The organism is Kitasatospora sp. NPDC033851 (assembly GCF_055576085.1).
The window spans coordinates 227,647-249,682 of the sequence record NZ_JBVIRL010000007.1 but is presented as its reverse complement, the minus strand read 5'-3'; the positions used below and the strand labels follow the sequence as shown (position 1 = coordinate 249,682).

18 protein-coding genes are annotated in these 22,036 nt (G+C 73.9%); 9 read left to right on the top strand and 9 right to left on the bottom strand.

What is annotated here, in order from left to right:
- Positions 1–10: 10 nt before the first annotated feature.
- Complete coding sequence (locus tag ACZ51D_RS16560) at positions 11–1,450, top strand: GAF domain-containing protein (RefSeq protein WP_360499495.1); 1,440 nt, start codon at positions 11–13, stop codon at positions 1,448–1,450.
- Between the two features lie 55 nt (positions 1,451–1,505).
- On the opposite strand, the gene ACZ51D_RS16555 is transcribed toward ACZ51D_RS16560, so the two are convergent.
- Positions 1,506–2,006 carry an SsgA family sporulation/cell division regulator gene (locus ACZ51D_RS16555; RefSeq protein ID WP_465621010.1) on the bottom strand — a complete coding sequence of 167 codons (501 nt, stop codon included), beginning with the start codon at positions 2,004–2,006 and terminating at the stop codon, positions 1,506–1,508.
- Between the two features lie 324 nt (positions 2,007–2,330).
- Between ACZ51D_RS16555 and ACZ51D_RS16550 the strand changes: the two genes are divergently transcribed.
- From ACZ51D_RS16550 to ACZ51D_RS16535, 4 genes are all read left to right on the top strand, one after another.
- On the top strand, positions 2,331–3,641 hold the full coding sequence (locus ACZ51D_RS16550; protein WP_465621008.1) for a hypothetical protein: 1,311 nt from the start codon (positions 2,331–2,333) through the stop codon (positions 3,639–3,641).
- A gap of 250 nt (positions 3,642–3,891) precedes the next feature.
- Complete coding sequence (locus tag ACZ51D_RS16545; RefSeq protein ID WP_465621177.1) at positions 3,892–5,223, top strand: TerD family protein; 1,332 nt, start codon at positions 3,892–3,894, stop codon at positions 5,221–5,223.
- A gap of 128 nt (positions 5,224–5,351) precedes the next feature.
- Positions 5,352–6,317: an SGNH/GDSL hydrolase family protein gene (locus tag ACZ51D_RS16540; RefSeq protein ID WP_465621006.1), complete on the top strand. Its 966-nt coding sequence runs from the start codon at positions 5,352–5,354 to the stop codon at positions 6,315–6,317.
- A gap of 47 nt (positions 6,318–6,364) precedes the next feature.
- Positions 6,365–6,853 (top strand): GNAT family N-acetyltransferase, encoded by a 489-nt coding sequence (locus ACZ51D_RS16535; protein WP_465621004.1) that lies wholly within the window; start codon positions 6,365–6,367, stop codon positions 6,851–6,853.
- An 18-nt stretch (positions 6,854–6,871) separates the two neighbouring features.
- Here ACZ51D_RS16535 and ACZ51D_RS16530 read toward each other — a convergent pair whose 3' ends face one another.
- On the bottom strand, positions 6,872–7,564 hold the full coding sequence (locus ACZ51D_RS16530; RefSeq protein ID WP_465662620.1) for an RraA family protein: 693 nt from the start codon (positions 7,562–7,564) through the stop codon (positions 6,872–6,874).
- 147 nt (positions 7,565–7,711) lie between these two features.
- Here ACZ51D_RS16530 and ACZ51D_RS16525 point away from each other — a divergent pair, with 147 nt between their 5' ends.
- Positions 7,712–8,305: a Uma2 family endonuclease gene (locus tag ACZ51D_RS16525; protein ID WP_465621000.1), complete on the top strand. Its 594-nt coding sequence runs from the start codon at positions 7,712–7,714 to the stop codon at positions 8,303–8,305.
- A 66-nt stretch (positions 8,306–8,371) separates the two neighbouring features.
- Here ACZ51D_RS16525 and ACZ51D_RS16520 read toward each other — a convergent pair whose 3' ends face one another.
- From ACZ51D_RS16520 to ACZ51D_RS16505, 4 genes are all read right to left on the bottom strand, one after another.
- Positions 8,372–9,301: a proline dehydrogenase family protein gene (locus tag ACZ51D_RS16520; RefSeq protein WP_360499481.1), complete on the bottom strand. Its 930-nt coding sequence runs from the start codon at positions 9,299–9,301 to the stop codon at positions 8,372–8,374.
- A gap of 167 nt (positions 9,302–9,468) precedes the next feature.
- Positions 9,469–11,097, bottom strand: a complete 1,629-nt coding sequence (pruA, locus tag ACZ51D_RS16515; protein WP_465620999.1) for an L-glutamate gamma-semialdehyde dehydrogenase — start codon at positions 11,095–11,097, stop codon at positions 9,469–9,471.
- Between the two features lie 242 nt (positions 11,098–11,339).
- A complete protein-coding gene (locus ACZ51D_RS16510) occupies positions 11,340–12,680 on the bottom strand; it encodes an FAD-dependent oxidoreductase (protein WP_465620997.1) in 1,341 nt (446 codons plus the stop codon).
- A complete protein-coding gene (locus tag ACZ51D_RS16505) occupies positions 12,677–13,273 on the bottom strand; it encodes a PadR family transcriptional regulator (RefSeq protein WP_360499475.1) in 597 nt (198 codons plus the stop codon). The genes ACZ51D_RS16510 and ACZ51D_RS16505 overlap by 4 nt, the downstream gene beginning before the upstream one ends.
- A gap of 145 nt (positions 13,274–13,418) precedes the next feature.
- Here ACZ51D_RS16505 and ACZ51D_RS16500 point away from each other — a divergent pair, with 145 nt between their 5' ends.
- A complete protein-coding gene (locus ACZ51D_RS16500; RefSeq protein ID WP_465620994.1) occupies positions 13,419–15,020 on the top strand; it encodes a PucR family transcriptional regulator in 1,602 nt (533 codons plus the stop codon).
- 45 nt (positions 15,021–15,065) lie between these two features.
- Here the strand turns inward: ACZ51D_RS16500 and ACZ51D_RS16495 are convergent, their stop codons facing one another.
- Entirely contained in the window at positions 15,066–16,556 is a 1,491-nt protein-coding gene (locus tag ACZ51D_RS16495) for an alkaline phosphatase PhoX (protein WP_465620992.1), read from the bottom strand.
- Positions 16,557–16,815: 259 nt separating this feature from the next.
- The gene (locus ACZ51D_RS16490) at positions 16,816–18,006 is read right to left on the bottom strand and encodes a hypothetical protein (protein ID WP_465620991.1); all 1,191 of its coding nucleotides are present in this window, start codon (positions 18,004–18,006) and stop codon (positions 16,816–16,818) included.
- A 136-nt stretch (positions 18,007–18,142) separates the two neighbouring features.
- Here ACZ51D_RS16490 and ACZ51D_RS16485 point away from each other — a divergent pair, with 136 nt between their 5' ends.
- The gene (locus ACZ51D_RS16485; RefSeq protein ID WP_465620989.1) at positions 18,143–18,619 is read left to right on the top strand and encodes a VOC family protein; all 477 of its coding nucleotides are present in this window, start codon (positions 18,143–18,145) and stop codon (positions 18,617–18,619) included.
- A 5-nt stretch (positions 18,620–18,624) separates the two neighbouring features.
- Here the strand turns inward: ACZ51D_RS16485 and ACZ51D_RS16480 are convergent, their stop codons facing one another.
- Positions 18,625–20,247 carry a hypothetical protein gene (locus ACZ51D_RS16480; protein WP_465620987.1) on the bottom strand — a complete coding sequence of 541 codons (1,623 nt, stop codon included), beginning with the start codon at positions 20,245–20,247 and terminating at the stop codon, positions 18,625–18,627.
- Between the two features lie 327 nt (positions 20,248–20,574).
- On the opposite strand from ACZ51D_RS16480, the gene ACZ51D_RS16475 reads away from it, so the two are divergent.
- On the top strand, positions 20,575–21,906 hold the full coding sequence (locus ACZ51D_RS16475) for an MFS transporter (RefSeq protein ID WP_465620985.1): 1,332 nt from the start codon (positions 20,575–20,577) through the stop codon (positions 21,904–21,906).
- Positions 21,907–22,036: the final 130 nt, after the last annotated feature.

Genomic DNA, 22,036 nt, shown 5'->3' with positions numbered 1-22,036 from the left:
AGCGGACCGAGTGCGGCAGACCGGACGGCAGTCCCGACGACCAGAGCGCCGCACCCCGCCGACCGCGACGGAGCTGGCCAAGGTCCACGAGCGCACCCTCGCCGACGCCGCCGCCCGGGAGCTGACCGGTCCCGCCTCCCCCGAGGAGGGCGGCGTCCCCGGCCTGCTCGAACCCCGCCCCGAGATCGGCGACTCCTGGGCCCGGCTGCGCCGGCTCGGCCTCGACCCCGACACCGGTGCCGCCGCCGCCCTGCTCGGCCCGGCCGAAATCGAACAGCGCCGCCGCGCCAGTGGGCTTGACGCAGTCATGCCAGTCCTGCGGCAGACCCTGCTGGAACCGACCGACGCACTCCCGCTGATCCTCGCCATCGCCGACGCCGAGGGCCACGTGCTCTGGCAGGAGGGCGAGCGCGGCCTGCGCCGCAGCGCCGACCGGATCGGCTTCATCACCGGCGCCCGCTGGATCGAGGAGAGCGTCGGCACCAACGGCATCGCCGTCGCCCTGCGCGCCCGCCGCCCGATGCACGTCCACTCCGCCGAGCACTACCTGCGCAGCCACCACTCCTGGACCTGCGTGGCCGCGCCCGTGCACGACCCCGGCACCGGGCAGCTGGTCGGCGCCATCAACCTGAGCGGCCCCGCGCACAGCATCCGCCCGTACCTGCTCCAGCTCACCGCCACCGCCGCCCGGCTCGCCGAGACCGAGCTGCGCGCCCACCGGCTGGAGGCCCTGCACCAGCTGCGCACCCTGGCCGCCCCGCTGCTCGCCCGGGTCGGCGGCCCGGCCCTGGTGGTGGACGCGGCCGGCTGGACCGCCGCCGCGGCCGGGCTGCCGCCGCCCAACCGGCTGCGGGTGCCCAGCGAGGGCTGGGCCCCGGCCGCCGTGCACTGGGTGCCCGGCCTCGGCGAGTGCGTACTGGAACCGCTCGCCGACGGCTGGCTGGTGCGCCCGATCCGGCCGCCCGGGGAGGACGGCTCCGGCACGGTGAGCGCCGAACAGGCCGAGGGGGCCCGGCTCCGACTCGACCTGCGCCGGGCGGACCGGCCCGAACTGTCCGTCCGGGGCGCGGTCGGCAGCTGGTCCCACCCGCTCAGCCCGCGCCACGCCGAACTGCTGCTCCTGCTCGCCACCGGACGCCAGGGCAGCACCGCCGCCCAGCTCGCCGAGGCGCTGTTCGGCGACGCGGGCCGGACGGTGACGGTCCGCGCGGAGCTGTCCCGGCTGCGCCGCTACCTGGGCGGGCTGCTGGCCCACCGGCCGTACCGGATCGCCGAGTCGGTGCTGGTCACCGTGGAGGGGCCGGACGACCCGTACGACCTGCTGCCCGCCTCCACGGCCCCGGCCGTCCGGAGACTGCGGGCCGCGCTGGCGACGGGGGCGGTGCGGCTGCCCGGAGCGGTACCCGTCCCGCCGCCGCGCGCACCCGGCGACCAGCCGCTCGGCCGCTGAGGCCGCGGCCGACCGCCGACCCTCAGCCGCTTGCCCGCCGCCCGTCAGCCGCCCGTCAGCCGCCCGCGAGCAGCGCGGCCAGGTCGTCGTCGGTGGGGCCGCAGTCGCACTCCCGCGCCTCGGAGACCAGCGCGTACGTCCGGTCCAGCCAGGCCTGCACCCGGGGCTTGGGAGCCTCCAGCAGGGCGCTGCCGTGCGGGGATTCGAGCGCCAGGTGCAGCGTCGAGCCGTGGCACGGGCAGTACGCCGGCCACAGCTTGACGTCACCCTGGCCGCTCAACATGCCCAGGCCGTCGCGCAGCAGCTCGCGCGAGAACACCCAGTCGGCCTCGTCCGGCCGCCCCAGGTGGAACGTCAACAGCACCTCGTACGGGCGGGCGGCGTCGAACCGGAACCGGGTGCGCACCTCGCCGACCACCTCCTCGCCCAGCGAGATCCGGAGCGTCAGCACCTCCTCCACCGCCGCCGGAGCGGCGGTGGAGCCGTCCCCATCGCCGCCCGTGGGGGTGGCGGCGATGGGTGCACTGGAGGCTGCGGACAGCGGGTCGGGCGGCATGACGGTCTCTCCGGGGCGGCGTGGGATGGACCCAGCCTGCGCCACCCCGTGCCGGGCGGCAAGGGTTGCAAGGGGGTTGCAACAACCGCCACCATCCAGGCCAACCGCCCCCTACTTCCCTGTCGGACGGAGCGTCAACTTCCGGACATCGAACGGGTGTCCACGAAATGGATGGAACCCGTCCACGGTATGACCGCCCGCTGGTACGCTCTCCCCCTCCCCGGCGCGGGCCCGCGGCGGACCGGCCCGCGACGGCCGGAACCAGGCCCGGCGGCAGCGCGTGGGAGAATACGGCGACGCGACTTCGGGGAGGGAGGGGGTCCGGTGGCTGTGCGCGAGGACACCGCGCGGGACGTGCGGCACGAGCCCGAGCGGCACGGCCGGCACGGCCGACCGCGCCCCTTCGGCGGCCGACTCCGACTGCCCACCCTGCGCTTCTCCGGCGCTGCGATGGCGATGTCCACCGTCGTCGGCATCAGCATCGCCACCACCCTCCTGCTCAACGAGCAGCAGGGGATCGGCCGTCGGGCCGGCGTGGCCCGGGTCGGCTCCACCCCGCCGCCCACCCCGGGCGCCACCGACCAGGCCGAGGCGGCCTCCGCGCAGACCCCGACCGCCACCCCGGCCGGCGGACCGTCCGCCACCCGGCAACCGGCACACCCGTCCACGCGCCCCGCGGCCCACCCCTCGGGAGCGGCACCGGTCCTGGCCACCCCGCCCGGCGACCGCTCGGCGCACCCGGGCTCCTCGGCCCCGACCGGGGGTCAGACCGCCACCGGGCAGGATTCGCAGCCCCCCGGCACCCAGCTCGCGGGCACCCAGCCGGGCGTACCGGCTCCGGCCGGGCCCTCGCCCGCCGCCCCGACCCCGCCCGCCGGACAGCCCGACGGCCAGCCCACCGACGGCGTGCCACCGAAACTGCCCGGCATCAGGCCCACCGCGCCCACCCGCCCCGTGCCGCCGCCCACCGAGACCGCCCCCGGCACCGGCGGGTCCCCGGACGGCCAGGCCCCGACGGACCCGGGCGGCGACGGCGGCACACCGACGGACACACCCGGCCCCACCGCACCCGCTCCCACCGCGCCCGGCCCCACCGCGCCCGGCCCCGGTACGCCGGACCCGAGCACCGACCACGCCCTGTCCGGCACCTCCCTGGTCGCCCCGCTCGGCCGCGACGGCCTGCGGCACGAGCTCGGCCTCACCGTGACCGAGCCGGTCACCGCCCTGCAGGCCGAATTCCGGCTCGCCCCGGGCGAGTCCGCCGCCGGCACCGGCACCGCCTGGACCGACCTGCCCGGCGCCGTGGTCACCGTCCAGCAGGAGCGCGGCACCCTGGTCTACCGCTTCACCACACCGCCCGGCACCGACGTCCGGCCCGGCCACTACACCTTCGGCGCGCGCGGCGCCCGTCCGGCCGCCGCCGACCCGTCCGCGGTCCGCAAGTCGGCCCCGGCGGAGAGCTGGAGCGCCTCCGCCTTCGCCCTCGACCACCCCCGCGCGGTCGCCGCGCTCGGCGGCTTCGACCCCATCCCGCCACTGCCCACCCCGGCACCGCCGACCCCGTCACTGCCGGCCGCGCCGCCGCCCTTCGCGCCCCAGGCCCCCGGTGTCCCGGCGGCCCCCGCGCCCCGCTGACGGCCCGGGCGGTCCAGGCCGTCCGGCGGTGCAGGCCGTCCGGTGGCCACGCTTCTCCAACGGCCACGCTCCTCCGACGGCCCATCGTCACAACATTCCGACAGTCCGACGATCCGACAGCTGAGCTGCTCGGACGGGCGCATCCCCGCACCCTCGTTCGTTACTGTGGGCAGCACCCGGCCGGGCGCCCCCAAAGGCCCCCGACCGGGGCCGTCGTTCCGCACCCGAGGAGGAGTCCGTGCCCACCGTCCTGACCCAAGGCGGCAACGCACCGCTGACCGCCGCGCGAGTGACCGTCGAGGTCACCGCGCCCAAGGCGCTGGACGTCTCCGGCCTGCTGCTGACCGACGCCGGAAAGGTGCGCTCGGACGACGACTTCGTCTTCTTCAACGCCCCGAACGGCCCGGGGGTGAGCCACCGCCCGGCCGCCGCCGGTACTCCCGACGCGATCACCGTCGACACCCGGGCCGTCCCGGCGGACATCACCAAGATCGCGGTCACCGCCAGCCCCGCCGACCAGGTCTCCACCTTCGCCGGGACCGAGCCCACCGCCACCGTCCGCGACGCCGACACCGGCGAGGTCCTGGTCACCTTCACCCCGCCCCGGCTGGGCCTGGAGACCGCGCTGGTCGTGGTCGAGGTCTACCTGCGCAACGGCGCCTGGAAGGTGCGCGCGGTCGGCCAGGGCTACGCCAACGGCCTCGCGGGCATCGCCACCGACTTCGGCGTCAGCGTCGACGACACCCCGGCCCCGGCCGCCCAGGCCGCCCCCGCCCCGAGCACCCCGCAGGCCACGGCCGCTCCGGCCGACCCGACCCTCCAGCTCCCCACCCCGCCCGTCGCACCGCCCGCCCCGCCCGCTCCCCCGGCGGCTCCCCCGGCCCCCGCGACCCCGCCCGCCGCCGCCGCGGTCGACCCCCGGATCGCCCTCGCCACCGGCTCCCACCCGCTGCCGCCGGCCCCGCCCGCGCCGCCCTCCGTTCCCGCGACCCCGGGCGCGCCCGCGAAGATCACCCTGGACAAGGGCCGGGTCAGCCTGGTCAAGGGCAGCTCCGTCTCCCTGGTCAAGAACGGCCGCCCCTTCCTCTCCTCCGTCCGGATGGCCCTCGGCTGGGAGCCCGCCGCCCGTGGCCGCAGCATCGACCTGGACGCCTCCTGCCTCGCCTTCGACGCCCGCCACAAGCGGCTGGAGACGGCCTGGTTCATGAAGCTGAACATCTTCAACGGCGCCATCGCCCACTCCGGCGACAGCCTCACCGGCGGCGGCGACGGTGACGACGAGCTGATCACCGTCCACCTGGAGGGCCTGCCGGCCGAGGTCCACGGACTGGTCTTCGTCGTCAACTCCTTCTCCGGCCAGAAGTTCACCGACGTGAAGAACGCCTACTGCCGCCTGCTGGACGCCGGCACCAACGAGGAGCTGGTCCGCTTCGACCTGACCCACTCCGAGTCGCGCACCGGCGTGGTGATGTGCAAGCTGGTCCGCCGACCGGGCGGCGAGTGGGAGATGACCGCGCTCGGCGAGTACGTGGACGGCAAGACCGCCCGGGCGATGATCGAGCCCGCCGCCGCGCTGCTCTAGCCCACCGCCCTCATCACGCCAACGCCCACGAATTCACCCTCCTGAGGCATCAAGTCGCACACACACCGACTCGATTGACTCTCAGGGGGGTGAATCGCACTCTCCCCCGCACTCGCTGAGGAGAGACCGTGCCACGCTTCCTGTCCCGCCTCGCCGTCGCCGGCACCGCCGCCGTCCTCGCCGCCGGACTGACCACCCCCACCACCGTGCAGGCCGCCGCCGAGCCGTCCGCCCGCGCCCGGGCGCTGACCTGGGTGGCCATGGGCGACTCCTACACCGCGGGCGTCATCGAGGCCACCGGCGACCTGACCGAGCCCCGCGACGGCTGCGCCCGGACCGTCGGGTCCTACCCCGAGATCATCCGCCGCGACCTCGGCTTCCTGGTCGACCAGCGCAACGTCAGCTGCAGCGGCGCCACCACCGAGAACATCCACGCGACCAAGCTCTCCCCGCTCGGCCGCCCCCTCCCGCCGCTCGGCACCGACCCCGGCGCCCCCTACCCGCCCGTCCCGCCGCAGGTCGACGCCGTGGGCCCGGCCACCGACCTGGTCACCGTCGGCATCGGCGGCAACGACCTCGGCTTCGCCGAGATCCTCAAGAACTGCATCGAACTCGGCGCCACCCACCTCGGCCAGGGCACCCCCTGCAAGGACAAATACGACGCCGGCCTGCCCGACCGCCTGGCCGCGCTGCGCAGCGGCTACGACACCATGCTCACCGCGCTGCACGTCAGGGCCCCGTTCGCCAAGGTCCTCACCGTCGGCTACCCGCACCTCGTCCCGGAGAACGTCAACCTCTGCACGTACGGCGACCTGCTGCAGTTCGCCACCTTCACCACCGGCGACCTCGCCTGGGCCCGGACCGCGATCCTGGAGCCGCTCAACGCGGTCATCGCGCAGAACACCGCCGCCCACGGCGACACCTTCGTCGACCTCTACCCCTCCACCGCCGGCCACAGCGTCTGCGACCCCGACCACTGGCTGGACGGCGTGCTGACCAGCGTGATCCCGCTGAAGTACGCGGTGGTGCACCCGAACGCCCGGGGCCAGGCCAACGCCGCCGCCGTCGTCGAGGACGCCGTCCTCGGCGGCTGAACGGAAAACCGGTGGCCCGCCGGCCCGCCGACGATCATGCTGAGCGGATGATCATCCGCGAAGCCACCCCCGAGGACTGGCCGGCCATCTGGCCCTTCTTCCAGGCGATCGTCACCGCCGGCGAGACCTTCCCCTACCCCCTCGACATGCCCTCCGAGCTCGGCCAGGAGTGGTGGCTGCTCGCCGCCCCCAACCGCACGGTGGTCGCGGTGGACGAGGACGGGCGGATCGTCGGCACCGCCAACATGAACCGCAACCGGCCCGGCAACGGCTCGCACGTCGCCAGCGCCAGCTACATGGTCGACCCGGCCCACCACGGCAAGGGCATCGGGCGGGCCCTGGTCGAGTACACCCTCGACTGGGCCCGCCGGGCGGGCTTCCGCGCCATGCAGTTCAACGCGGTGGTCGCCAACAACCACCACGCCGTGAAGCTCTACGAGTCGCTCGGCTTCGAGATCGTCGGCACCGTCCCCGAGGCCTTCCACCACCCGGTCGACGGCTACGTCGGCCTGCACGTCATGTACCGCCCTCTGTAAGGGACTTCACTCCCCGCGCTACTCCTCGATCGCCCCGCCGACCCGCCGCAGATGCTGCCGGAAGCTGTACGACGGGTCGGCGGCGCGGCGCTCCAGGTACGCGTCGAAGGCGGTCTGCGCGCGCAGCGTGTCACCGTCGGCGATCCGCCCGGCCTGCGCGCGCTCGGTCCGGGCGATCGCGCCGGCCGCCTCCAGCACCTCCCCGACCCGGTCGGCCGGGACGAACAGCACCCCGTCCGGGTCGGCGAACACCACGTCCCCGGCCGTGACCGTGTGCGGCCCGACCCGCGCCGTCCGCAGCGCCTCCGGCTCCCGGTCGTCCAGCCGCATCGGCCCGAGCGGCAGCGCGCCGTAGCTGAACACCGGCAGCCCGATCTCCAGCAGCTCGGGGGTGTCCCGGTGCAGCCCCCACACCACGATCCCGGCCACCCCGGCGGCCCGTGCCTCCAGCACCGCGAGGTCCCCGACGCAGGCCTCGTCCGTCCGCCCGCCGTTGTCGATCACCAGCACGTCCCCGTCCCGGGCGGCCCCGTACGCCTCCAGGAACACGTCCACACTCCCGTAGTGCCGCACCGGCAGCACCCGCCCCGTCACCCGCGCCCCGGCCCCCACCGGACCGACTCCCACCGGCGCCGCCCGCACCCCCACCCCGAGCCGCACACACGCATCCGCCACCACCGGCGTCGACAGCCCCGCGAACTCCTTCAGCATCCCCAACTCCTTCCGCCAAGACCCCAGTTCACAGCACCGGGATCCTACGCCCGCCCCAAACTCACACCATCGGGTGAAAGCTCACCGTGGACTGCGCTTCCCGCCCCGACCGTGCATAGCGTGACGCCCATCTGAAGGAGGGGCACCATGAGTGCTGTGGCGCATGAGCAACCGATCACGGACTCCCCATCGCAGGCAGACATCCTGCTGGAGGGCTTCCTGAGCCTGCACTCCCCCGAAGGCTTCCGAGCCGAGCTCATCGAGGGAGAGATCATCGTGGCACCACCGTCGGACGGCGATCACGAGGACCACATCGATCTGCTGATCGACCAGGTGAAAGCGCGGTCCAGGGTCCGCATGCAGGTGTCCGGCGGCAAGGGCCTCCGTCTGATCAGCGGCGGACCCTGCCCGAAGAACCACGTCGTCCCGGACGCAACGTTCGCTCCACGGGAACTCCGCCTCTTCCGCGGCGCCCCGCCGTGGATGGAACCGGACGGTGTGGCCATGGTCGCCGAGGTCACGTCGAGCAAGCCCGACCAGGACCGCATCACCAAGCGGCACGGCTACGCCCGGGCCGGAATCCCGCTCTACCTCCTCGTCGACCGCGAGAGGTCCCAGATCAGCCTGTTCGGCGAGCCGCACCGCGAGGAGTACACCGAGGTCCACCTGTCCGCGTTCGGTGAACCGCTGCTGCTCCCGGCTCCCTTCGAGTTCGAGCTGGACACCAAGGACTTCCTCTAGGAACGCGAAACGGCTCGTACCCCCTCCCACACAGGGGGTACGAGCCGTTCCACCGGGCCGGCAGCGTCAGCTGCGGGTGGCCATGGCCCGCAGGAAGAAGGTCAGGTTGGCCGGGCGCTCGGCGAGGCGGCGCATGAAGTAGCCGTACCACTCCTGGCCGTACGGGAGGTACACGCGCATCGTGTTGCCCTCGCCGGCGAGGCGCAGCTGCTCCTCGGGGCGGATGCCGTACAGCATCTGGTACTCGAAGGAGTCCCGCTTGCGGCCGTTCCACTGGGCCAGCTGGCCGGCGATCTTGATCATGTTGGGGTCGTGCGAGGCGATCATCGGGTAACCCTCGCCCGCCATCAGGACCTTCAGCGCGCGGACGTACGCGAGGTCGACCTCGTGCTTGCCCTGGAAGGCGACCGACTCGGGCTCCTTGTAGGCGCCCTTGCACAGGCGCACGCGGGAGCCGGCGCCGGAGAACTCGCGGCAGTCGGCCTCGGTGCGGCGCAGGTAGGCCTGGAGCACGACGCCCAGCCAGGGGAAGTCCGCCCGCAGCTCGCGCGCGATGGCGAGGGTGGAGTCGGTGGTGGTGTGGTCCTCCATGTCGAGGGTCACCGTGGTGCCCGCGTCGGCGGCGGCCTCGCAGATGCGGCGGGCGTTCTCCAGCGCGATCTTCTCGCCGTCCACCGGGAGGAACTGGCCGACGGCCGACAGCTTGACCGACACCTCGGCGCCGGCCGCCAGGCCGGTCTCCTTGAGGGCCTTGAGCAGGTGCTCGTAGGCCTCGGCGGTACCGGCGGCCTGGGAGGCGTCCTGGGTGTCCTCACCGAGGTGGTCCAGGGTGACCTTGCGGCCGGTGGCGACCAGGTCGTCGCAGGCGGTGACCGCGTCGTCGAGGGCTTCGCCCGCGACGAAGCGCTCGACTATCGCGTGGGTCGGGGGGAACTTCTCGACCACGGTGCGGACCTGCGGGGACCGGGAGGCCGCGAGAAGGGCGGAACGGAGCATCGTGACTCCTGGAGCTGGTGTTTCCAAGGGTGGCAGAAGGGGGGCCGGGGCGGCGGGCACGGGGGTGGAGCACGCCGCCCCGGCGGGCGACGCCCGGCTGCGGGGCCGGGCGTCGCGGGTGACCGATGGCTACTGGACGAGCCGTGTGGTCAGCACGTCAGGGCTGGTCAGCCCATGTGCGGGTAGCGGTAGTCCGTCGGCGGGACGAAGGTCTCCTTGACCGAGCGGGTCGAGGTCCACCGCGTGAGGTTCTGCTTGGCACCGGCCTTGTCGTTGGTGCCGGAGGCCCGGCCGCCGCCGAAGGGCTGCTGGCCGACGACGGCGCCGGTGGGCTTGTCGTTGATGTAGAAGTTGCCGGCCGCGAAGCGCAGCTTGTGCATGGCGTCCTGGGCGGCGGCGCGGTCCTGGGCGATGATCGCGCCGGTCAGGCCGTAGGCCGACGCCGACTCCATCTGCGCCAGCATCTCGTCGTACTTCTCGTCCTCGTAGACGTACACGGCGAGGATCGGGCCGAAGTACTCGTCGCGGAAGTACTCCGAGGCCGGGTCCTGGCACACGAGCACGGTCGGGCGGACGAAGTAGCCGACCGAGTCGTCGTAGGTGCCGCCGGCCAGGACCTCCACGGAGGGGTCGGCCTGGGCGCGGTCGATGGCGGCCTTGTTCTTGGCGAAGGCGCGCTCGTCGATGACGGCCGACATGAAGTTGGACAGGTCGGTGACGTCGCCCATGGTGAGGCCGTCGACCTCGGCCGCGAACTCGTCCTTGAGACCGGCCCACAGCGAGGCGGGGACGTAGGCACGGGAGAGCGCCGAGCACTTCTGGCCCTGGAACTCGAAGGCGCCGCGGGTCATCGCGGTCTTCAGGACCTTCGGGTCGGCGGACGGGTGGGCGACCAGGAAGTCCTTGCCACCGGTCTCGCCGACGATCCGCGGGTAGGTGCGGTAGCCGGCGATGTTGGTGCCGACCTCGCGCCACAGGTGCTGGAAGGTGGCGGTGGAGCCGGTGAAGTGGATGCCGGCCAGCGCCGGGTGCTTCAGCGCGACCTCGGAGACGGCCAGGCCGTCGCCGGTCACCATGTTGATGACGCCCTTGGGGAGGCCGGCCTCCTCGAGCAGCTGCATCAGCAGGTGCGCGGAGAACTGCTGGGTCGGGGACGGCTTCCAGAGCACCACGTTGCCCATCAGCGCGGGCGCGGTCGGCAGGTTGCCGGCGATCGCGGTGAAGTTGAACGGGGTGATGGCGTAGACGAAGCCTTCCAGCGGGCGGTGGTCGCTGCGGTTCCACACGCCGTCCGAGGAGATCGGCTGCTCGGCCATGATCTGGCGGGCGAAGTGCACGTTGAAGCGCAGGAAGTCGACCAGCTCGCAGGGGGTGTCGATCTCGGCCTGCTGGGCGGTCTTGGACTGGCCGAGCATGGTGGCGGCGGCCAGGGTCTCGCGCCAGGGGCCGGCCAGCAGGTCGGCGGCCTTGAGGAAGATCGCGGCGCGGGAGTCGAAGGAGAGCGCCTGCCAGGCCGGGGCTGCGGCCAGGGCAGTGTCGATGGCCTCCTGCGCGTCGGCCTGGGTGGCGTTGCGCAGGGTGCCGAGCCGAGCCGCGTGGTTGTGCGGCTGGACGACGTGGAACTCGGTGCCGCCGCCCATCCGGCGCTCACCGTTGATCGTCATGGTCAGCTGGACCGGCTCCTGGCCGCCCAGCTCCTTCAGCTTGGCCTCCAGACGGGCCCGTTCCGGGCTCCCGGGGGCGTAGCTGTGGACCGGCTCGTTCACCGGCGCGGGGACCTGGGTCACAGCGTCCATAGAGCGCACGCTCTCCTTCGTTCAATGCGGGGGGATTGCCGGCGCGGGTCGCACGCCGGCCACAGCACGAACGCTATTCCTGGCGACCGGGCCACTTGATTGGCCGCGCGGCTAAATTCCCCCGTACGGCGTTGTCCGGCCCGACGAAGGGGATCACGCCGCGGTCACGGCCGACCTTCACAGCGGCCCCCACCGTCCCCGGCGTCACCCCCGCCCCACCGGACCCACCGGCACGCCGACCGTCAGGCCGCGCGCTTGTCCCGCCCGTGACGGCCCGTCGTCCCCGCGCCCGTCGCGCCCGGCGCGCCCGCGCCCGGGGCGACCGGCGTGACCGGGGCAACCCGCCGGTCCCAGTCGATCCGGTAGCCGTGCACCGGCCGCAGCGTCCGCTCCGGGCTCAGGAAGGTCCGCATCGCGATCGGCGCGACCAGCCGGAACATCATCCGCCCGATCGGCCCGGAGGACTTCTGGCTGTTGGTGCGCGCCGCGTCGGCGGCGATCTTCTCGACCCGGGGCCGACGCAGCGCCTCGTACGCGGCGAAGGCGGCGGTGTGGTCGGGCAGGTCGCGCAGGCAGCGGGCGAGTTCGACGGCGCTCTCGACGGCCAGTGAGACGCCCTGGCCCGAGCTGTTGGACGGGGCGTGCACCGAGTCGCCGACCAGGACCATCCGGCCGCGGTACCAGCGCGGCACGGACGGCATGATCTCCAGCCGCGGGAAGGTCTCGATGGTCTCGACGTCGGCCGTCCGCAGCACGTCGCGGGCGGGCAGGTCGTCGGAGTGCAGCTCGCGGCAGCGGCGCAGCCACTCCGCCGTGCCGACGGCGCGGGCCTCCTCCGGGGCGAGCGGCTCGGGCTGCGGGATGTTGCTGAACCAGGCGGTGCCGCTGCCGTCGGCCAGGCCCCAGTAGCCGAAGAAGGCGCGGGCGCCGTTGGCGAAGTGCACGGACTCGCCGCGGCCGGCCCGGCCGGGCAGCCGGTGGGAGCTGTAGCCGCCGACGCCGAGCAGTCCGGTGTACTGGGCGGCGGGCGCGGCCGGGTCGATCAGGGTGCGGACGGTGGAGCCGGTGCCGTCGGTGCCGATCAGCAGGTCGCCGGTGGCGCTGCTGCCGTCGGCGAACCGGGCGGTGATCCCGTCGGCGCGCTCCTCGACACCGACCAGCCGCTTGCCCCACCGCACCTCGATGCCGGTCTCCCGCAACCGCCGCTGCAGTACCTCGTACAGTTCGGCGCGGCGCATCAGCCGGCCGGGCGGCAGGTCGGCGAGGCCGGTGAACTCGGCCAGCACGCCGCCCTTGCCGTCCTCGATCACCATCGGCCCGACCGGTTGCCCGATCCGGCCGACCTCCGCTTCCAGCCCGACGACAGCCAGGGCGCCGAGGCCGTTGGGGGCGATCATGAAGGTCCCGCCGATGCCCTCGGCGGAGGTCCGGTACGCCTCGAACACGACCGGTTCGAGGCCGGCCTTGCGCAGTGCCAGCGCCATCACCGGTCCGGCGATGCCGCCGCCGATGACCAGCGCCTTACGGGTCGTGCCATTGGTGCCGTTGGTGCTGGCGATGCCATTGGTGCTGGTGGTGCTCATTCCAGGCTCCTCATGAATTCCTGCAGGGTCCGGTTGAACTCCGGCTCCCCGATCTGTCCGATGAGGTTCTCGGTGTAGCGGCGCTCGGCCTCCAGCAATGCGAGGGCGTACTCCTCCTCGACGACGAACATCGGGTGGACGTCCATCCCGGCGGCCTTGTGCAGCTGGGCGCGCGAGGCGTCGATCCGCGCGTCCAACGCCTCCAGCCGCCGGCCGAGCAGGTCGGCCGATTCCTCGGTCGGGAGCACCACCAGCAGGCAGAGGGCGACCCCGAAGGCCGGGTACTCCTCCTGCGGTTCGGCGATCCATTCGCGCATCCAGTCGAGGAGCTCCGCCTGGCCCTCGGGTGTGAGGGCGTAGACGGTGCGCTCCGGTCGCTGGGTGTCGCGGACGGTCTCCTGCTCGGCGACGAACCCGGCCTTCCGCAGTTGCTCGACGACCATGTAGAGCGAGCTGCGGTTGTACTTGATGTTGCGGTCCTTGCCGTGCTCCTTGAGCCGGCGCCCCATCTCGTACGGGTGCATCGGCTCGGCTCCGAGTTCGGCCAGGACCGCGAGGGCCAGCGGGTTCGACACCTTGCGTCGCTTCGCCATGAGAACATTCCTCATCACTTGGTCAGTACTGACTATCCGGCATCGACTAGTCAGAATCAACTATTCAGGGATGACGAACCGAAACTCTGTCCGTCCGGCTAAAATCAACCACACGGTATTGTCCGCGCGGATGAAGGAGGCCTGAGTGCCCACCCCCGGCCTCCCGCTCCGTCAACTGCTGATGTCCCTCGGCGAACCGCTGGTCGAACTGCAGGCCGCCCCGCTGGGCCTGGACGTCGCGGTCCGCGACGTGGCGATCCTCGACCCGGAGGACCCGCCGACCGCCGCCCCCGGCGAACTCGTCCTCGCGATCGGCGCCCGCGGCCGCGCCGCCCTCCCCGCCCTGCGCGCGGCCGGCCGGGCCGGCGCGGCCGCCGTCGCGGTCAAGCTGGACGGCCCCGGCCAGGCCGACGCGCTGCGCGAGGCCGCCACCGAGGCGGGCGTCGCCCTGCTCTCGGTGCGCCGGGAGACCCGCTGGGAGCACCTCGACTCGCTGGCCCGGGCGATCATCGCCGGCCCGGACGCCCCGGACGCGCCCGCCGCCCCCGACTCCAACGCGGGTGACCTCTTCTCCCTCGCCCAGACCGTCGCCGTGCTCACCAACGGCATCGTCTCGATCGAGGACACCTCCAGCCGGGTGCTGGCGTACTCCCGCTCCTCCGACTCCGACGAGGTCGACGACCTGCGCCGGCTCTCCATCCTCGGCTGGCAGGGCCCGGAGCCGTACCTGTCCAAGCTCCGCGAGTGGGGCATCTTCCAGCACCTGCGCAGCTCGGACACCCCGATCGCGGTCGAGCCGCACCCCGAGCTCGGCCTGCGCCGCCGCCTGGCCATCGGCATCCGGGCCGGGGCGCAGCCGCTCGGCACCATCTGGGTACAGGAGGGCGCGCAGCCGCTGGCGCCGCTGGCCGAGCAGGCGCTGGTCGGTGCCGCCCGCGTCGCGGCCGCCCAGCTGGTGCGCCGCCGCCGGGAGCTGTCCGCCGACGTCCGGCTCACCCGGACGCTGCTCACCGGACTGCTGGAGGGCTCCACCGGCCCCCAGTCGCTCGCCACCCATCTCGGCCTGGACCTGCGCCGCCCGGCCACCGTGCTGGCATACAGCGCGCACACCACCGAGGCGCTGCACCGCTCCGACGTCACCGGCCTGATCTCGGTGCACACCGCCGCCCGGCACCGCACCGCGCTGCTCGCCCCGATCGAGTCCCGGGTGTACGTGCTGCTGCCCGAGCTGCCGCCGGGCCTGCCGATGACCACCGTGCGCGACTGGGCCTCCGAGGTGGTGACGGCCGCCCGGGAGCACCTCGGCGTCCCGCTGCGCGCCGCGATCGGCTCGACCGTCGACGCCCTGGCCCAGGTGCCCGACTCCCGCGCGCAGGCGGACCGCATCCTGGACGCGATGGGCCGCGGCGGAGTGGACCTCGACGTCGCGGCGCTGATCGACGTCCAGGCGGAGGTGCTGGTCAGCGAGATGGTCGCGCTGCTGCAGGAGCGCTCCGGCCTGCGCGATCCGCGGCTCACCGCGCTCACCGAGTACGACCGCCGGCACGGCACCCGGCTGGCGGAGTCGGTGCTGGCCTGGCTGGACGCGCTCGGCGAGGTCAGGGTGGCCGCGGACGCCCTGCACATCCATCCCAACACCCTGCGCTACCGGGTGCGCCGCGCCGAGCAGTTGACCGGCATCGACCTGGCCCAGCCGCAGCAGCGGCTGCTGGCGATGCTGCAACTGCGGCTGCCCGCGGACGAGTAGTCCACGGGCAGCCGAACAGCCCCACCGGTCACACCTGGTGAACCGTCACTCGCCGTAGCCCTGGCCGCGCTTGTGCTCGTTCAGCCGGCGCCACGGGCCGCTGATGGCCAGCTGGATGCCCGGGGTCTGGATGTTGGCGAACAGGGTCTTGCCGTCGTCCGAGAAAGTCACCCCGGTGAACTCGCTGAACTCGGGCTTCTCGGCGGTGCCGATGTTCAGCTCGTTGCGGGCGATCGGGTAGACCAGCCCGTCCTCGGTGGCGCCGAACAGGTGCGAGATGCCCTCGCCGTCCTCGCAGATCACGATGCCGCCGTACGGCGAGACGGTGATGTTGTCCGGGCCGTCGAAGTTGTCGTGGTCGCCCCAGACGTCGGTGTTGACGCCCAGCAGGACCTTCAGGGTGATGGTGCGGCGGGCCGGGCTGTAGAACCACACCTGGCCGTCGTGCTGCAGCGGGCTCTCCGAGCGGGCGAAGCTGGAGACGAAGTAGAAGCCGCCGTCACCCCACCACATGCCCTCCAGCTTGCGGGCGCGGGTGACCTCGCCGTCCTTGAACTGCTTGCGGACGGAGACGGTCCTGGCGTCGCGGTCCTGGACCTTGACCCAGTCCACGCCGTAGGTGGTGCCGACCTTGGTGGCGCGGGAGAGGTCGTCGACGAACTTGCCCTGCCCGTCGAAGACCTTGAAGGCCTCCAGCACGCCGGCGTCGGCGGCGAGCCCCCGCAGCTGGTAGCGGCCGTGCTGGAAGCCGGCCGGCGGGGTCCAGCGGAACAGCAGGCCGTTGGGGTTCGAGGCGTCCTCGGTGAGGTAGACCTGGCCGCGCTTCGGGTCGACGACCACGGCCTCGTGCGCGTAGCGGCCGAAGGCCTTGACCGGCTGCGGGTCGCGGTTGTAGTCGTCGTCGAGCGGGTCGACCTCGAAGATGTAGCCGTGGTCCTTGGTGAAGCCGTTCTTGCCGGCCTTGTCCTCGGTCTCCTCGCCGGACAGCCAGGTGCCCCACGGGGTCACGCCGCCCGCGCAGTTGGTGGAGGTGCCGGCGATGCCGACCCACTGCTCGACCGAGCCGTCCCGCTTGGCGTGCACGATGGTGCAGCCGCCGGCCGCGCCCGGGTCGTAGACGTGGCCCTCGGTCAGCGGCACCGGGTGCGGCCAGTTCGCGCGGGCGCCGGACAGCTCGTGGTTGACGACCATGTAGTTGCCGCCGCGCTCGTCCTCGAAGGCGGAGGTGCCGTCGTGGTTGCTCGGGGTGAACTCGCCGGTGCGCAGCCTGGTGACGCCGGCCCGGTTCAGGACCTTGTACGAGAAGCCCTTCGGCAGGGACAGCAGCCCGGCCGGGTCCTGCACCAGCGTGCCGTAGCCGACGGCGGTGCCACCGGCCGCGTTGGTGCCGGCGGCCGCGGCGGCCGGGGCCTCGCCGCCGACCGGGGCGGCGATCGCACCGGGGGCGCTGGCCAGGGCCTCGGCGCTGCCGGCAATCAGCACGCCGGCCCCGACGAGGGTGGAACGGTTGACGAAGTCCCGGCGGGACAGCGACATGGCAGCAACTCCTGAGGGGATGAGCGGGGCGTCGGGGCGGGATGCCGACGCCAGCAGGCTCCGCCGGACGGGTGAACCCGGCATGACGCCCACCTCACGCCCGGGCGTCCATTTGCCGACTGATGACTGACACATGACCTCCACTTTGCCAAGGCGTCGTCAGCCCTGCCACAATCCGGCACACCGCCGCCACCGCCGGACCGTCAGCGGCGGAGTGTCAACGCCGGACCGTCAGCGGCAGAGTGTCAACGTCGGACCGTCAGCGCCGGGCCGCCCGCCACTGCTCCCAGGCCGCCAGCCACAGCTGCTCGGCCAGCCGGTGCTGCTCCCAGACCCCGGCCCCGCCGCCGCCCGGCCGTTCCCGCCACAGCTGCTCCCAGGCCCGCTGGGCCGGCAGGCTCGCCACCTCGCTCGCGAACACCGTGTACCGGACGACCTCCTCGACGGCCGCCTCCCCCTCCGCCGTGCCGACCAGCCAGTGCGTCTGCTGGGACAGCCGGTTGAGGTGGTTGACCATCGAGGTCACCGCCGCCGCGGCCTCCTCCCGGGTCTCGGTGGCCAGCCTCATCTGCTGGCGCACCGCCGCCTCCCAGCGCACCGCGCAGGCGTCCCCGCGCAGCCCGCGCGGCAACCGCGGCGTGCGCCCGGCCCGGACCTGCGCCTCGATCGCGGCGGTCTCCGCGACGCTCTGCGCGATCAGCGACCGGTGCGCCTCCAGCCCGACGACGGGCGGCAGTTCGCGTTCCTCGACCGGGACGTACCGGGCCTGCCGGGAGGCGAGGTCGCGCAGCAGGTCGGTGCGTCCGCGCAGGTACCGCTCGAAGTCGCCGATCCCGCCGAGTTCCACCCCGCCCGGGTTCACCCCGCGGCCGCAGACCGTCACGGTCAGGCCGTCGATCCGCAGCCGCACGGCCCACACCGACCCGGGCCCGCCGGCCACCGTGGCTCCGGGGCGCAGCACCCGCCGGTCCTCGTACACCTCCACGGCGCACGGCTCGCCGTCCACCGTGATCCACTCGCGCAGTGCCCGCACCCGGCCCGGCCCGTCGCCCTCGTCGACACCCAACTGCTCGTAGACGCGGTCCCGTTCGTCCTCGACCACGTCCTCCAGCTCGGGCAGCGGCTCGGCGCGCTCGGCGCCCGGACGGTAGGTGCGCACGGTCACGTACGGGCCCGCCGCCGAGCGCCAGTCGCCGCACTGCACCTCGACCCAGCGCAGTTCGCCGCCGGAGGTTTCGAAGGCGGCCAGCGCCTCACCGGTGCGGGCCGGGCCGGCGGCCACGCCGTACACGGGGAAGTCGACCGCGGCGAGGGTCCGGCGGGAGAACTCCACCTGGTCGGCGAAACGATCCTCCTGGCCCGGCCGCTCCGGGACCGGGGCGCGGCCCGAAGGCCCGGTGTTCCACTCCTGGTGCCTGCCGCCGCTCTCCCGCATCATCCTGTGCCGCACCCCCGACTCCTCGCGCCCGCACCGCTGACGCCACCTTACGTGCCCGCCGCTGCCGGGTCATCAGCTCCTCTGCCGGACGGAGGCGGTGGCCGTGTCAGGACGCCCGGTTGTCAGCCGCCCTCCCTACCCTGGCGGCATGACAGCACAGAGCAGCACCACCGCAGGCGGCACCGCGGCACCGACCGGTGTCCCCGCCAGGATCAGCATCGTCACCCTCGGCGTCTCCGACCTCGACCGCAGCGCCCGCTTCTACGAGGACCTCGGCTGGCGGCGCTCCACCGCCTCCAGCCCGGAGATCGTCTGGTTCCGCACCGCCGACTCGGCGCTCGGCCTCTTCCCGAGCGACGAGCTGGCCGCCGACGCGGGCGTGCCCGCCACCGGCGAGCCGTCCTTCCGCGGCGTCACCCTCGCGGTGAACCTGGAGTCCCCCGCGCTGGTGGACGCCGCGATGAAGACGGCCGTCGAGGCCGGCGCCGTGCTGGTCAAGCCGCCGGTGCCGACGAGCTGGGGCGGCTACTCCGGCTACTTCGAGGACCCGGACGGCCACCTCTGGGAGCTGGCCCACAACCCGTTCTTCCCCTTCACCGAGGACGGCTCGCTGGACCTGCCCTGAGCCGCCTACTTCTTGGAGCGCGCCTTGAAGGCCGCCTTGCGGGCCTCCTTGGCGACCGCCCGGTCCAGGTGCAGCTCCCCGATCGCCTCCAGGACGTCCGCCGTGTACGGGTGGTCGACCCGCCACAGCTCACCGAACCAGGCCGCCGGATCGCCCTTCACCGGCAGGTCGGTGACCAGTTCGCGCAGCAGCGCGGCGTCGCCGCCGTTGTCCAGCAGCTGGGCGGCGAAGGTGTCGACCACCGTCCACAGCGTCATCGTCCGGGTCGGCACCGGCACGTCCGTCGCGCCCTGCGCGGTCAACCAGGCCCGCCCCGCGCCGCCCAGCTCCGGGTCGTCCAGCACCTCCCGGACGGCCGGTTCGGCGCCCGGCCCCAGCAGGTCGAGCGCGGAGACGCAGAGCATCCGCCGCAGCGGGCCGTACGCGTCGTCGCCGCGCGCCGCCACGAGCAGTTCGCGCGCCGCCGCGACCGGCTCCCGGTCGGCGGTCCACACCCGCAGCTCCTCCTCCGGCAGCACGTTGGCCGACTCGCACAACCCGCGCAGCAGCTCAGCGGCGTCGCCCTGGGCCAGGTCGCCGACCAGCGGCGCGTCGTAGCCGTCCTCCAGCAGCCACTGCCGGATGCCGTACTGGCCGAGCGGGGTGAGCCGGACCAGGCCGAAGCGGGCCGACTCCTCCTCGTCCAGCGGCTCCTCGCCGACGACGGCGGGCTCCGCGCCCTCCTCCTCGTCGAACAGCTCCGGGTCGATCGGGCGGTAGTCCAGCAGGCCCAGCTCGGCCAGGTCGCCCAGCATCGGGTCCAGCGCGACCATCACATCGGTGATGTCGCCCAGCAGCTCCTCGCTCGGCTCCTCGCCCTCCGGCACCACCAGCAGCGCGGCCAGCACGCCCAGCGGCACGGTCTCGTTGCCCGGCTCGGCGAAGGCGGTGGTCTCGTAGAGCACCTGCAGCGCCTCGTCGAGCAGCTCGGCGGCCTCGTCCCGGGCCTCCTCGACCTCGGAGAGCCCGTCCTCGTCCTCCTCGCCGGGCTCGGCCTGCGCCTCGGCCCCCTCCGCCGTCTCCTCCGGCAGCGAGTCGGCCTCCACGGCCAGCTCCCGGACGATCCCGGCGGCGGTCAGCCACAGCTCCAGGACGGTCTCCGGATCGCCCTGCTCGGCGGGCTCCAGGTCCGGGCCCGGGACGGCGACGTGCTCGCCCTCCGCGGTCGTGCCCAGCTCCACCAGGTCCAGGTCACAGGCGAGCGACCAGGCCCGCAGCGCCTCGATCTCGGCCTCCTCCGGCACCTCGCCCTCGGCCGGGGCCAGGCCCAGCAGCCGCGCCGCGGGCGCCCGGTCCGCCTCGACGAGGTCGCCGAACTCGTCGACCGCCAGGTGCGGGGCGGCCCAGCGGGCCAGCGCCAGCGCGTACCCGAACATCGGGACGGCCTTCGCCTGCCCGGCCAGTTCCTGCTCGGGGGGCAGCTTCACCGGCGGCACCAGCACGGCCGCGTCGTCCAGGTCCTCGTCGTCCAGTCCGTGGGCGGCGAACGCCCCGTAGAGGTCCTGGAGCTCCAGGTCGGCGGGCAGCACCGCCTCGGCCGCGCCCTCTCCCGCCGAGCCCCCGGTGTTCTTGCGACGTCGTCCGGCCATCGTTGTGCGCTCTCCCTCAGCCAGCGGTCAGCCCAACAGCGCCGCGTACCGTTTCACCACCTCAGCGTATAGGTGTGGCACCCCCGATGCCCGGCCGCAAGGGGCGCACGCAGGGGCGCGCGCCGCGAATGCGCTCCCACCCCTTATCCTTCGACCTGGTACCCGCGCACACCCCGCGCGGGCCCGCCGGGCAACGAAGCCCACAATCCTCAGCTCATCCGCTCCACCAGGGAGCCCCGCACCGCGGCCACCACCACAGCGCCTCAGGACGGGCGCGCCGGCCTACCCCGCCGACCCGGTGGTGCCCTGCCACAGGAGATCCCTTACATGGCGGACCTCTCCCCCGCCGGCTCCGGCCTGCGCACCGCGCAGCTCGACGGACGCCGACTGTCGGAGGCCCTGCTTCCCCTGGAACTCGCGCCCCGGCCCCAGCTCCAGCTCTCCGCGATCAGCCGTTGGAACGCACTGCGCGGAGTCCGCGTCGGCCTAGTGGCCGCCGCCCTGCTGCTGATGCTGATCGGTGCCAACCTGGCGACGCCGATCTACCCGATGATCCAGCAGCGCCTCGGCCTGACCGCGCTCGACACCACGATCCTCTTCACGATCTACGTGTTCGCGCTGGTCCCGGTGCTGGCCATCGTCGGCCACTGGTCCGACCACCTCGGCCGCCGTGCCCTGATCCTGCCCGCCGTCGCGCTGGCCGCCGCCGGTGACGTCGTGTTCGCGACCGCCGGCAGCTTCTGGCAGCTGGCGATCGGCCGGGCCGTCCAGGGCATCGCCGTCGGCCTGTCCACCGGCGCCGCCGGAGCCGCCCTCGGCGACCTGCTGCCCGACCACCCGACGCTCGCCGCCAAGCTCACCCTGGCCTGCTCAGCAGGTGGCGTGGCGCTCGGCCCGGTCGTCGGCGCCCTGCTGTCCGGCGGCTCCGACCCGCTGCTGACACCCTTCCTGCTGCACGCCATCGCCCTGCTCACGCTCTGCGTGCCGCTGGCGCTCGTGCACCCCCGGATGCCCGGCCGCAACCGCGCGCCCGCGTCCCCGCCCCGCATCACCACCCCGGCCCACCTGCGCCCCCAGCGACTGCGGCTGCCGCGCACCGGCCGCCGCGAGTTCCTGCTCGCCGCCTCGGCCGGCTTCATCTCCTACGCGGTCTTCGGCGTCTACCTCAGCCTGGCCCCGTCCTTCGCCGCCAAGCTGCTGCACACCCCCTCGCACCTGACCGGCGCGATCGTGGCCGCCCTGCTGCTCGGCTCCTCGGCGGCCGCCCAGCTGATCGTGCCGCCGACCTCGGACCGCGTGGTGATCGCCCTCGGCATGACCGGCCTCGCCGCAGGCCTGGGACTCGTCGTCGCCGCCGGGTACACCGGCACGCCCGCGCTGCTCTTCATCGGCAGCGTCCTCGGCGGCGCCTGCCAGGGCGTCGCCTTCCGCTCCCTGTTCACCACCGCCGTCGCCGCGATGAACCCGGAACGCCGGGGCTCGGAGATGAGCGCCCTCTGGATCATCGTCTACCTCGGCAGCTCCCTCCCCATCGTCGCCGTGGGCGCCCTCGTCCAGAGCTACGGCCTCCTCCCCGCCGTCAGCGGCTTCGCCGCCGTCGCAGCCCTCGCCTGCGCCGCCCTGGCCGTCGCCGTGGCCCGCAAGCCCAAGACGGCCTGACCAGCCCCTGGGACGGGGGGGGCCCGGGCCCCCCCCCCAGGGGGGCCCGGGAGCGCCCTGCCCCGGGGAAAACCGCCCGTGTAAACCGGCACAGGGGCCCTCCGCCCCCGCGTGGCACCGCCCAACCCCC

What these genes read in the sequence shown, in the direction of transcription:
- ACZ51D_RS16525 (WP_465621000.1), top strand. Translation starts at nt 7,712, where the DNA reads ATGAGTGCTGTGGCGCATGAGCAACCGATCACGGACTCCCCATCGCAG.
- ACZ51D_RS16485 (WP_465620989.1), top strand. Translation starts at nt 18,143, where the DNA reads ATGACAGCACAGAGCAGCACCACCGCAGGCGGCACCGCGGCACCGACC.
- pruA (WP_465620999.1), bottom strand. Translation starts at nt 11,097, where the DNA reads ATGGACGCTGTGACCCAGGTCCCCGCGCCGGTGAACGAGCCGGTCCAC.
- ACZ51D_RS16480 (WP_465620987.1), bottom strand. Translation starts at nt 20,247, where the DNA reads ATGGCCGGACGACGTCGCAAGAACACCGGGGGCTCGGCGGGAGAGGGC.
- ACZ51D_RS16530 (WP_465662620.1), bottom strand. Translation starts at nt 7,564, where the DNA reads ATGCTGAAGGAGTTCGCGGGGCTGTCGACGCCGGTGGTGGCGGATGCG.
- ACZ51D_RS16505 (WP_360499475.1), bottom strand. Translation starts at nt 13,273, where the DNA reads ATGGCGAAGCGACGCAAGGTGTCGAACCCGCTGGCCCTCGCGGTCCTG.
- ACZ51D_RS16535 (WP_465621004.1), top strand. Translation starts at nt 6,365, where the DNA reads ATGATCATCCGCGAAGCCACCCCCGAGGACTGGCCGGCCATCTGGCCC.
- ACZ51D_RS16495 (WP_465620992.1), bottom strand. Translation starts at nt 16,556, where the DNA reads ATGTCGCTGTCCCGCCGGGACTTCGTCAACCGTTCCACCCTCGTCGGG.
- ACZ51D_RS16520 (WP_360499481.1), bottom strand. Translation starts at nt 9,301, where the DNA reads ATGCTCCGTTCCGCCCTTCTCGCGGCCTCCCGGTCCCCGCAGGTCCGC.
- ACZ51D_RS16510 (WP_465620997.1), bottom strand. Translation starts at nt 12,680, where the DNA reads ATGAGCACCACCAGCACCAATGGCATCGCCAGCACCAACGGCACCAAT.
- ACZ51D_RS16555 (WP_465621010.1), bottom strand. Translation starts at nt 2,006, where the DNA reads ATGCCGCCCGACCCGCTGTCCGCAGCCTCCAGTGCACCCATCGCCGCC.
- ACZ51D_RS16475 (WP_465620985.1), top strand. Translation starts at nt 20,575, where the DNA reads ATGGCGGACCTCTCCCCCGCCGGCTCCGGCCTGCGCACCGCGCAGCTC.